At 65.7% G+C, this 10,850-nt stretch carries 12 protein-coding genes and 2 pseudogenes; 5 read left to right on the forward strand and 9 right to left on the reverse strand.

Annotated elements, in window-relative coordinates:
* Positions 1-89 precede the first annotated feature (89 nt).
* Together serB and ctaD are read right to left on the reverse strand one after the other, a co-directional pair.
* Positions 90-1,328, reverse strand: coding sequence for a phosphoserine phosphatase SerB (gene serB, locus A5701_RS08700; RefSeq protein ID WP_067751206.1), 1,239 nt, complete (start codon positions 1,326-1,328; stop codon positions 90-92).
* A gap of 15 nt (positions 1,329-1,343) precedes the next feature.
* On the reverse strand, positions 1,344-3,104 hold the full coding sequence (gene ctaD, locus A5701_RS08705; protein ID WP_067751283.1) for a cytochrome c oxidase subunit I: 1,761 nt from the start codon (positions 3,102-3,104) through the stop codon (positions 1,344-1,346).
* Positions 3,105-3,308: 204 nt separating this feature from the next.
* Here ctaD and A5701_RS08710 point away from each other — a divergent pair, with 204 nt between their 5' ends.
* Together A5701_RS08710 and A5701_RS08715 are read left to right on the forward strand one after the other, a co-directional pair.
* A complete protein-coding gene (locus tag A5701_RS08710) occupies positions 3,309-4,385 on the forward strand; it encodes an iron-siderophore ABC transporter substrate-binding protein (RefSeq protein WP_197504945.1) in 1,077 nt (358 codons plus the stop codon).
* Positions 4,386-4,463: 78 nt separating this feature from the next.
* Positions 4,464-5,504, forward strand: a complete 1,041-nt coding sequence (locus tag A5701_RS08715) for an NAD(P)-dependent alcohol dehydrogenase (protein WP_067751216.1) — start codon at positions 4,464-4,466, stop codon at positions 5,502-5,504.
* Here A5701_RS08715 and A5701_RS08720 read toward each other — a convergent pair.
* On the reverse strand, positions 5,499-5,936 hold the full coding sequence (locus tag A5701_RS08720; RefSeq protein ID WP_067751288.1) for a DUF3349 domain-containing protein: 438 nt from the start codon (positions 5,934-5,936) through the stop codon (positions 5,499-5,501). The two genes, A5701_RS08715 and A5701_RS08720, sit on opposite strands and share 6 nt — an antisense overlap.
* Positions 5,937-6,092: 156 nt before the next feature.
* Here A5701_RS08720 and A5701_RS08725 point away from each other — a divergent pair, with 156 nt between their 5' ends.
* A complete protein-coding gene (locus A5701_RS08725) occupies positions 6,093-6,671 on the forward strand; it encodes a restriction endonuclease (protein WP_067751222.1) in 579 nt (192 codons plus the stop codon).
* A gap of 58 nt (positions 6,672-6,729) precedes the next feature.
* On the opposite strand, the pseudogene A5701_RS28790 reads toward A5701_RS08725, so the two are convergent.
* Positions 6,730-6,819, reverse strand: a pseudogene (locus tag A5701_RS28790) (hypothetical protein); the annotation flags it as partial.
* Between the two features lie 401 nt (positions 6,820-7,220).
* On the opposite strand from A5701_RS28790, the gene A5701_RS08730 reads away from it, so the two are divergent.
* Both A5701_RS08730 and A5701_RS28045 read left to right on the forward strand, forming a co-directional pair.
* Positions 7,221-7,442, forward strand: a complete 222-nt coding sequence (locus tag A5701_RS08730) for a hypothetical protein (RefSeq protein WP_067751227.1) — start codon at positions 7,221-7,223, stop codon at positions 7,440-7,442.
* Between the two features lie 70 nt (positions 7,443-7,512).
* Positions 7,513-8,370, forward strand: a complete 858-nt coding sequence (locus tag A5701_RS28045; protein ID WP_156669997.1) for a hypothetical protein — start codon at positions 7,513-7,515, stop codon at positions 8,368-8,370.
* 64 nt (positions 8,371-8,434) lie between these two features.
* Here the strand turns inward: A5701_RS28045 and A5701_RS29285 are convergent, their stop codons facing one another.
* The 5 genes and pseudogenes from A5701_RS29285 to A5701_RS28795 all read right to left on the reverse strand — a co-directional run.
* Positions 8,435-8,773 carry an HNH endonuclease gene (locus A5701_RS29285; RefSeq protein WP_156669998.1) on the reverse strand — a complete coding sequence of 113 codons (339 nt, stop codon included), beginning with the start codon at positions 8,771-8,773 and terminating at the stop codon, positions 8,435-8,437.
* Complete coding sequence (locus tag A5701_RS08735) at positions 8,701-9,552, reverse strand: phage major capsid protein (RefSeq protein ID WP_067751231.1); 852 nt, start codon at positions 9,550-9,552, stop codon at positions 8,701-8,703. Before A5701_RS08735 ends, A5701_RS29285 begins: the two co-directional genes overlap by 73 nt.
* A gap of 165 nt (positions 9,553-9,717) precedes the next feature.
* Positions 9,718-10,182, reverse strand: coding sequence for a hypothetical protein (locus A5701_RS08740; protein WP_067751235.1), 465 nt, complete (start codon positions 10,180-10,182; stop codon positions 9,718-9,720).
* The gene (locus A5701_RS08745; RefSeq protein ID WP_067751241.1) at positions 10,172-10,453 is read right to left on the reverse strand and encodes a hypothetical protein; all 282 of its coding nucleotides are present in this window, start codon (positions 10,451-10,453) and stop codon (positions 10,172-10,174) included. Before A5701_RS08745 ends, A5701_RS08740 begins: the two co-directional genes overlap by 11 nt.
* A 189-nt stretch (positions 10,454-10,642) precedes the next feature.
* A pseudogene (locus A5701_RS28795) lies at positions 10,643-10,850 on the reverse strand (hypothetical protein); the annotation flags it as partial.

The following is a 10,850-nucleotide window of genomic DNA, read 5'->3' on the forward strand; positions in this document are numbered from 1 at the left end:
TCCGGCGGCCAGACGGAAAATCGCACGAAAGTGGCTGAGATCATGCGATTTTCTGACTGCTCGCGGCGACGCCGAGTTTGATGCGACCGCTACGCCTCGGGCGGGATCTCCACCCGGCGGACCTCGCCCGTCACCGCATCGGCGGCCTCGATTTCGCCGCGCGTCACGCCCAGCAGAAACAGCACCGTGTCAAGGTAGGGGTGGCTCAGCGAGGCGTCGGCCACCTCACGCAGTGCCGGCTTGGCGTTGAACGCCACACCCAGCCCGGCCGCGGCCAGCATGTCGATGTCGTTGGCGCCGTCGCCCACGGCTACCGTCTGCGCCATCGGCACCCCGGCCCGCTCCGCGAAGTCGCGCAACGCCGTAGCCTTGCCGGCGCGGTCGACGATCGGTCCGACGACCCGCCCGGTGAGCTTGCCGTCGACGATCTCCAGCTCGTTGGCGGCCACGTAGTCCAGCATCAGCTCCTCGGCCAACGGCTCGATGATCCCCCGGAAGCCACCGGAAACCACACCGCAGTGAAAACCCAAGCGCCGCAACGTCCGCAGCGTGGTCCGGGCGCCGGGCATCAGCTCCAGTTGCTCGGCGACCTCGTCGATCACGCTGGCGGGCAGGCCCGCCAGGGTTGCCACTCGCTGTTCGAGCGACTGCGCGAAGTCCAGCTCCCCCCGCATGGCCGCTTCGGTGATGGCGGCGACCTTGCCCTCGGCGCCCGCGCGGGCGGCCAGCATCTCGATGACCTCGCCCTGCACCAGCGTCGAGTCCACGTCGAACACGATCAGCCGCTTGGCCCGCCGCTCCAGGGTGTAGTCCTCGACCGCCACGTCCACCCGCTCCTCGGCCGACACCTGGTTCAGCGTCGTCCGCAGCGCGGCGTCGGATCCCGGCGGCACCGAGACCCGCAGCTCGAGGCCGGTCACCGGGTAGTCGGAGACACCGCGGATGAGGTCGATGTTCACCCCCAGGCCGGCCACCGCCCGGGCCACCGCGCCGAACGCGCCGGCGGTGATGGGCCGGCCCAGCACGAAGATGGTGTGGGTCGAGGGGTCCCGGATGATCGGCACGTCGTCACTGCGCTCGATGCTGACGTCGAGGCCCACCCCGCGGATGGCCGACTCGACGTCACTGCGCAGGTCGGGGCCGTCGGCGACGTCGGCCGGACAGCACACCAGCACGCCCAGGGTCAGGCGATGCCGAATCACCACCTGTTCGACGTTGAGCAGCTCGACGCCGTGCCGGGAGAGCGCCTCGAACAGGGCCGACGTGACGCCCGGTTGATCCACTCCGGTGACGGTGATCAGCACCGACACCTTCGGTGGTGCATTCACCTGCGGCTACCGCCGCTACTGGTCAGGAGTCGAGCGATCGGCTTCGGTCCGCGGACCGAACCCCTTCGGGGATTCCAGCGCCGTGGCGTGGCGTCCCACGTGCGCCTCGGCGCGCAGCCGCTCCACCATGTGCGGGTAGTGCAGCTCGAAAGCCGGGCGCTCCGAACGGATTCGGGGCAACTCGGTGAAGTTGTGCCGAGGCGGCGGGCAGCTGGTCGCCCACTCCAGGGAGTTGCCGTAACCCCACGGGTCGTCGACGGTCACGACCTCGCCGTAGCGCCAGCTCTTGAAGACGTTCCAGACGAACGGGAACATCGACGCGCCCAGGATGAACGCACCGACCGTCGAGACGATGTTGTACGGCTGGAAGCCGTCCGAGGGCAGGTAGTCGGCGTAGCGGCGCGGCATACCCATGTCACCCAGCCAGTGCTGCACCAGGAAGGTGGTGTGGAAGCCGATGAACGTCAACCAGAAGTGCAGCTTGCCCAGCCGCTCGTCGAGCAGTCGGCCGGTCATCTTCGGGAACCAGAAGTAGACGCCGGCGAACGTGGCGAACACGATCGTGCCGAACAGCACGTAGTGGAAGTGCGCGACAACGAAGTAGGTGTCGGTGACGTGGAAGTCCAGCGGAGGGCTGGCCAGCATGACGCCGGTCAGGCCGCCCAGCAGGAAGGTCACCAGGAAGCCCACCGAGAACAGCATCGGGGTCTCGAAGGTGATCTGCCCCTTCCACATCGTGCCGATCCAGTTGAAGAACTTGATCCCGGTCGGCACCGCGATCAGATACGTCATGAACGAAAAGAACGGCAGCAGAACGGCTCCGGTGGCGAACATGTGGTGCGCCCACACCGCGACCGACAGCGCCGCGATCGAGAGCGTCGCGTAAACCAGCGTGGTGTAGCCGAAGACGGGCTTGCGCGAGAACACCGGGATGATCTCGGTGATGATCCCGAAGAACGGCAGCGCGATGATGTACACCTCGGGATGGCCGAAGAACCAGAACAGGTGCTGCCACAGCAGGACCCCGCCGTTGGCCGCGTCGTAGACGTGGGCCCCCAGATGTCGATCGGCAGCCAGCCCGAACAGCGCGGCGGTCAGGATCGGGAACGCGATCAGGATCAGGATCGACGTCACCATGATGTTCCAGGTGAAGATCGGCATCCGGAACATCGTCATACCGGGCGCGCGCATGCACACCACGGTGGTGATCATGTTGACCGCGCCCAGGATGGTGCCCAGACCGGCGACGATCAGGCCGGTGATCCACAGGTCGCCGCCGGCGCCCGGAGAGTGGACGGCGTCGGAGAGCGGCGTGTAGGCCGTCCAGCCGAAGTCGGCCGCGCCACCGGGGACGATGAAGCCGGCCGACGCGGTCAGACCGCCGAAGAGGAACAGCCAGAACGAGAAGGCGTTCAGCCGCGGGAACGCCACGTCGGGCGCGCCGATCTGCAGCGGCAGGACCAGGTTGGCGAACCCGAACACGACCGGCGTCGCATACAGCAGCAGCATGATCGTGCCGTGCATGGTGAACAGCTGGTTGTACTGCTCATTGGACAGGAACTGCAGCCCCGGAGCGGCCAGCTCGGTGCGCATCAACAGGGCCATCAGTCCGCCGATGAAGAAGAAGACGAAGCAGGTGACCGTGTACATGATGCCGATCATCTTGTGATCGGTGGTCGTGATCAGTTTGTAGACGAGGTTCCCTTTGGGACCGGTCCGGTCCGGGTACGGGCGAACGGCCTCGAGTTCTCCCAAGGGGGGCGCTTCGGCTGTCAACAGCTTCTCCAAACAGTTAGGACAGGGGCCCAAAAAACAGAGCTGACACGAATCTTAACCGTCGATCATGCCGACGTCAGGGCTGGTCCTACAAACTGTCGTAAACAGCTCGGCGGTGCGGCGTGTCGTTTCGGCCTGCCGGGCGCGGAGCCCGCGGATGTTAGCGTCTGACGCGTGCTTTTCGGCGTGACCAGAACCGCTTTCCTGCCGTCGGTCGCCGCGCTGGCGACGGCGGTCGCCGTCACGTGCGGCGGCTGCGGATCCGGCAAGCCCGCCACCTCGGCGACGACCCCCGCCCTGGTCACCCCCACCACGCAGATCGCCGGCGCCGGGGTGCTCGGCAACGACCGCCGACCGGACGATTCGTGCGCGCGGGACGCCGCCGCGGCGGATCCCGGGCCGAAGACGCGACAGGCCCACAACGCGGCCGGCGTCACACCGGACGTGGTGCAGGTCCCGGCGGAGCCGCAGCGCATCGTGGTGCTCTCCGGCGACCAGCTGGACGCCCTGTGTGCGCTCGGCCTGCAGTCGCGGGTGGTCGCCGCCGCCCTGCCGGACGGCTCCTCGAGCCAGCCCGCCTACCTGGGCGCCGCGGTGCGCGGCGTGCCCGGCGTCGGGACCCGCAACAATCCGGACCTCGCCGGGATCGCGGCACAACACCCCGACCTCATCCTGGGATCACAGGGGTTGACGCCCAAGTTGTATCCGCAGCTCGCCGCGATCGCCCCCACGGTGTTCACCGCGGCGCCCGGCGCCGCGTGGCAGGACAACCTGCGCGGCGTGGGCGGCGCGACGTCGCGCGGCGGCGCGGTGGACGCGCTGCTCAACGGCTTTTCGCAGCGGGCGAGCGACATCGGCGCCAGGCATGACGCCTCCCATTTCCAGGCGTCCGTCGTGCAGCTGACCACCGACAAGATCCGCGTCTACGGCACCAACAACTTCCCGGCCAGCGTCCTCGGCGCGGTCGGGGTCGACCGGCCGGCCGCCCAACGGTTCACCGACAAGCCGTACATCGAGATCGGCGCCACCGATGACGACCTGGCCAAGAACCCGGACCTGTCCGCCGCCGACGCCGACGTCGTCTACGTGTCGTGTGCGTCACCGGCGGCCGCCCAGCGCGCCGCCACCGTGCTGGACAGCAATCCATGGCGCAAGCTGTCCGCCAATCACGACAACCGCGTCTACGTCGTCAACGACGAGGTCTGGCAGACCGGCGAGGGCCTGATCGCCGCCCGCGGCATCGTCGACGACCTGCGGCTGGTGAACGCCCCGATCAACTAGGGGCCACCGCCAAGTGGCCGCAAAATATTACCTTAGCTAAACTTCTTCAGGACGCATCGAAATCGAAGAGGGATAGCAATGAGCACTGTTTCGGCTTACGCCGCCGCGTCGGCAACCGAACCGTTGACCAAGACCACCATCACCCGCCGCGACCCCGGCCCGCACGACGTGGCGATAGACATCAAATTCGCCGGCATCTGCCACTCGGACATCCACACCGTCAGGGGCGAGTGGGGCGAGCCGCACTACCCGCTGGTCGTCGGCCACGAGATCGCCGGCGTAGTGACCGCCGTCGGCCCCGAAGTCACCAAGCACAAGGTCGGCGACCGCGTCGGCGTGGGCTGCATGGTGGGCTCGTGCCGCGAATGCCGCAGCTGCCGGGCCGGGCTCGAGCAGTACTGCGAACGGGGCATGATCGGCACCTACAACGCCATCGACCGGGACGGCACCGTCACGCAGGGCGGCTACAGCCAGGCGATCGTCGTCGACGAAAACTACGTCCTACACATCCCCGACTCTCTGCCGCTGGACAAGGCGGCGCCGCTGCTGTGCGCCGGCATCACGCTGTTCTCGCCGCTGCGCCACTGGAAGGCCGGCGAGGGCACCCGGCTGGCGATCATCGGCCTGGGCGGGCTGGGACACATGGGCGTCAAACTGGGGGCCGCGATGGGCGCCCACGTGACCGTGTTGTCGCAGTCGCTGAAGAAGATGGAGGACGGGCTGCGCCTGGGCGCCAGCGAGTACTACGCCACCGCCGATCGCGAAACGTTCCGTAAGTTGCGCGGCAGCTTCGACCTGATCCTCAACACCGTCTCGGCCAACCTGAACCTGGCCGACTATCTGAAGCTGCTCGGCGTCGACGGCACCCTCGTCGAACTCGGCATCCCCGAACACCCCATGGAGGTGCCGGCGTTCGCACTCGCGTTGGCGCGCCGCAGCCTCTCCGGGTCGAACATCGGCGGGATCGCCGAAACCCAGGAGATGCTGGACTTCTGCGCCGAACACGATGTGACGCCCGAAATCGAGCTGATCGAGCCGGATTACATCAACGAGGCGTACGAGCGGGTGCTGGCGAGCGACGTTCGCTACCGCTTCGTCATCGACATCTCGAAGCTATGACGCGACCTCCGACGGCGTGCCGGGTGCGCAGTCACGGGCGATGACCTCGGCCGCCTCAGCGTGCTCGTCGTCGGGAACGACCTCGCTGACGTCGATGCCGGCCAGCGGCCATCCGGCGGCGGCCAACGTGGCGGCCACCCGGATGACATTTTCCTTGCCGGCGTCGAACTGCGTCATGTCCGAGATGAATTCGGCGATCTCGTCGCGATCGATCGGATGATCGATCGTCTCCGGTGACCCTTCCTTGGCGGTGATGTGGCGCACCACCTCGCGAATCTGGTCTTCGGTGAGCGGTGTGCTGCGGAGCAGGGCCATCAGTGGCACGCGGTCCGGGCCGGGAACGCCGTTCGGGTAGCCGACCTGCAGCCAGCGAATCACTGAACGGCAGAAGTGGTGGCGGTGATCCTTCTCAGCGGAGGCGGGTTTCGTCACCAGAACAGTGTCGGGCAGGGGCAGCACCGGCGCTAGCGAGCCGTCCCGGGATCCCCACTATTCACAAGCCGTTCATGGCCCGAACATCTGCACGTCGGGCACGGCGCCTGCGGTTCAAGACCAGGTTTTGTCGGCGGCCCTCCCTACGATCGAGTCGTGCTCACCGCACTCGTCGTGCTTCCACTCGCCTGCGGGCTGTTCGTCGGCGTGGTCGAGCACAGTCCCGGGATGGGGTTCCAGGCCTTCTACCTGATGGTGCTGCTCGAGGTGCTCGTCGGCTGGTCAACCAAGCGCCGATGGCCGCGCGGCGGGCGCGCCGACGCCACCCTGCGGGCGATCGACGCCATGGACGGCGTCGAGTTCGAGGGCTACGTGGCCGCCCGCCTGCGTCGGGCGGGCTGGCGGGTGACCTTGACCCCGCCGGTCGGGGACTACGGCGTCGACCTGATCGCCGAACAGGACGGCCACTCGGTGGCGGTCCAGTGCAAGCGCTACGGCAAATCGGTGGGTGTCGCGGCCGTCCAGCAGGTGGTTTCCGGCGCCCGCCACCATGGGTGCGCGCGGAGCATCGTGGTGAGCAATCAGGAATTCACCAGGGCCGCAAAGCAGTTGGCGCACACCCATGGCTGCCAGCTGATCGGCCGCAAGGTTCTGCAGGCGTGGGTGCCGCCACCCGCGGGCAGCGCGAAGAACGTGGCGGGAAGAAAATCGGCCCAGCCGGTGTCTGAACAGTAGATCGGGCCGGCCCCAGTCCCTCCCCCCCGACGGTGCGGCCGGCCCGATTCTCAATCTTTTAGAAGTCCCAGTCCTCGTCCTCGGTGACGACGGCCTTGCCGATCACGTAGGACGAGCCCGAGCCGGAGAAGAAGTCGTGGTTCTTCTCCGGTAGCCAGCTCTGGGCCCCAGAGTCGGTGTGAGCAGGCCAAAGGGTGTCCTAGTAGTTCGCCTGAATTATCTGTAACTGTGGGCAGATTGTGGGCACACTATGGGAGCCGCGCAGCGTGTCATAGGCCGAATCCGACCAGCGCGGAGGCTGGCGACGACCGGGGGTGAACGTTGCGCTGCCCGGTTCGGCACGGCGGCATTAGGAGAGTCATTGGGCTACCGGCCACACCGGGCAGACACTAACTTCGACGCCAGTAGCGGCGCGGGGGTTCCACCTTTATTCACGCGGGCATCGGGTTTGGGATGGCGTGGAAGTTGTGATTTGCTCGGCGGGAACTTTGAGCCGCGGGGAGCCGTTGGGCATCCAGCCGATCAATTAATGCCCTCAGGAGACCCGTTATGAGCACCGACGCCGACGAAGCCGACAAGGAGTATCTCGTCACCATCGTGACTTCCGGTGGTGAGACTTCGACCACGCGGCACTTCTCCTCCGACGAGCTTGACCAGCAGTTCGGCAAGGTCTTGGCAGATCTGGGACTTACGATTCGGGATGGTGGTCTCGCAACTCTGGCGGGCGGTGCCGACGACATCGAACAGGTCACCGTTAAGCGCGTGAACTGACGGCTCAGCACCCACTACGCCGTGGGGCGGCGGCGGTCACCCTGTGCCCGGACGGGAAAGGGGAACATCTGTGCCGAACGACGGGTGGCGGATCATCATCGACGATGGCGACGGCCTGCGCGCGGTCTGCAAGATCTTGCCGCTTAGCGACGGCGGCTATTCCGTGCTCGCTCCCTATCACGCCGCCCGAAATGGTTGGCTTTACAAGCATAAAGTGGATTATTCGAAAGAGGAAATATCGCTCGAAATCTCTGAGATGCAGCATTTCGAAGCGAGCGACCGGGTTAAGCTGTCACACCATTGGGATGGCTTTGTGCAATTCTCCGGCGTGAATTCGCAGAAAATAATATCTGGACGCAACCCACTCACCGGCGAGCCTAGAGGCTTGGCGATTATGAGTGCGCCGATGTGGAGGCCAATCACGAGCGGACCAACCTTCGGTGTGCTTCTTTGGGGACCGACCGACTTTAAGCAAGTAGAGGACACACGCGCGACAGACATCATCTTCCACGCGAACGAAATCTATTACGAGCGTTCGGCGCCCTACAACTTCAACGCATATCACGTGGAAGGCTGGGTTTTTGGGGCACCCTTGTGGGATGGCGTTCGCGGAAGTGGAAATGACCTACGGCTTGCAAGGCATTTTCCGCAGAAACACCGGGCGCCATGCGCGTACCTAGAGTTTCGGGTTCTCCCTATCCCGACCGAAGACAGCGATCTTTTCCTAGGAGTAAGGGTTACCAGGATGGCGGTGAATCCTTCTTCGCCCTCAGGCTTTGTTTTGGGAGGGCCGAGCGACCTTCGGGTGAGTCAGCAAGTCGCGGAGACCATCAAAGCGTCGTACCCCAAGGACCCCGAGGTTGCCGATCTTGACCCAGGCTCTCTCGACTATGTGCCTGAGGAACCGGAAACTGGTCAGCGGGGGTAAAAATCGGCAAGTGCGAAGAATGCCGCGCGTCGACCGCCGGGGGGCCGTCCCCCACCCCCCGTGTTCACCATTTTCGGCCGTGACGCGTCGGCATCTCCCGCTGCCGCTTGCGATTACGGTTCAAGTTGCAGGCCCAATGCGCTGCCCTGACCTCGCCGCGGTTGTGCCCACCCTTGGCGACCTCGATCACATGATCGGCAGTGAAACTCATCGGGTGCGGCCATTTGAGGTCGAGGTCGATGGGCTTGCCACAGCACCAACACGGCGCGCCCTCGCGTAGCAGGCGAGTGCGACGGCGCTGGTATCCGCGATCAGATGTCCTCGACGTCGTCAGGACCCCGGCCCGGCGATGGTGAATTTGCCGCAGCGATTGGGCCTTACCAAATTTTGGCCGATCCTCCACGTGGCCCGGACTGCCACCGAGTCGCTGCTGAAATACTGGTGTTCCGAGGTGCTGACCATGAGGTTGCCGTACGCCGACACGATGGCTGATCGGTCGATGACCATGCCGGTGTAGGCGGGCAGCGCGACGTTGACGACCACCGGCAACGACAGTAACAACGCCTGGGCGTCGGTGGTACCGGCCCCGATCAGGCTGCTGTTGTAGTCGGCAGCGGTCTTCAATTTCCTGAATTCGGCCCACGCTGTCGGGCTGAGCAGCACGTGCGTGGGTGTACTCAGGTTGGTTTGCAGTTGAGCGACCAGGTCAATCAGGGCATCGAGGCTTCCTGAAACCTCTTCGCCTTCAACAACGTTGGCGACGTTCAGGACGCCGGTGGACGGTCCGAGTGCGGGCGGCGTGGGCGCGACCTGTTGCATGAAGGCAAGATCGGCGCGGCGAGTGACTGCACGCGCCACCGACTGCGCCAACTGGTCAGCCGTGTCGGGCTGCGACCACTGTTCCCGGCTGAGCCGAACCAACTGGCTGACCTTGCCGGTGGCGACCAGCGTCTCGGCCAGATCCGGCTCCGATTCTGGAATCTCGGTACCCTCCGCGGCGAATTCGGCGGTGGCGTCATCGACGTAGCCGCAGCGGACGACCGGCTGGTCACCTTCGACCTGACCCGCGTATGTGCTGCACGCAATGATCAGCGCCTCCGGGATGATGTCGACCGGCGAGAAAGTAAAGTAGTCAGGCCGCCAGGCAGCGGCACTCGTGCTGGTTTTTGCGGTAAATGCCATGACGAACGTCTCTCTGTGGCAACGGTTTTCAGCCGTGTTGAACTGGGGAGAAGTTCACGGCTGGCACCGGGCCATCACCGAGTCGCCACCTGGGCGGATCGTTGCCGCCGGGCCTGGCACCTGGCCAAGTAGTCCTGCGACTGTGCCGGGAATTTTACTCCCCCGTTACTCCCGCTTGGGCGCGAACGCCGCGCGCCAATCGTTTCGGGGCGGCTGGGATTGGAGGACGCCGCTCTTGAAGCCGCCGACCGGCCTGCTGGGTTTGGCAATGCCAAGCGTGTTACGCGCCGCTTCGACGGCCTGGCGAACCTTGGCGGTATCGACGGCACCGGAGTCGTCCAGCAGATCCCCGACCTGGGTCCCAGCGGCCCACACGGCGGCCTCTTTGAGGCCCATGCTGGTCACTATTGCACCGACCTGCTGGCGACGCATAACGTCGAGTTGGGCGGCCAGGGCGTCACGTTGCTGTTCAGTTTCCCGAAGCTTGACCCGCCACTTAGCGGCCTCCCTGTTGGCGCTGCCCGAGTCCGTCTCGGTGCTGTGCTCGTCGTCCGCCGCCGCCTGGTCGGGCTGCTCGACGGTCTGCTCGTCAGCCGGGGTGACTTCGGTCGTTGGTTGTTCAGTCGTCATGGGGGTTACCTCCGTTTCCGATTGAGCGCGGGTCGGTGCGCAGGCTGGCCAACTTGGTGGACTTGGCGTGCAGTTCGTCGGTCACCCGCACCGCGAGCGAGGGCGTCATCACGAAACAAAAAGGGTTGGAATGCTTCACGTGCAGCACCAAATACATGACATCGCAGCCGGTTTCGGCGACATAGCCGAAGCCGACGTCGATGCGCTCAGGGCTGATGACCGCCGCGCCGGTCGGGATACGAGGCACGAGCTGGTCGGGGGAATCGGTCATAATAGTTGCCCTCCTTGGGGATTGAACAAAACGAGGTACACGCCTGCCGGGGTTCCGGCCAGACATGTCCGGTAGCCGGTGTCATCGGGCAGCCACAGGTGCGAGTGCACGCCGCGGCAGTACGGGCACTTGACCCGTACGACCACGTAGTGCCGCCGGTTTCGCAGGCGACCACCGGCGCGCGGAGTCTCATTCGTCGCCGCTTTCCACGCGGGTAATCCATGCGCGATGGCACTCATCGCACCGTGGTCGTCCGGGCGAATACGGGCGCGCCCGGCAGTCGACGCATAGGCCCGCGCGGTAGGCGGCATTGCCCTCGACGCCGGTGGTGGGGCGGGCCGCCGGAAGCCGCCTCTCCTCGGCGATGATCGGGACATTCGGGAACACCGCTTCCCCT

The sequence above is a fragment of the Mycobacterium sp. E3305 genome (assembly GCF_001666785.1).
In the GTDB taxonomy this organism is placed as follows: domain Bacteria; phylum Actinomycetota; class Actinomycetes; order Mycobacteriales; family Mycobacteriaceae; genus Mycobacterium.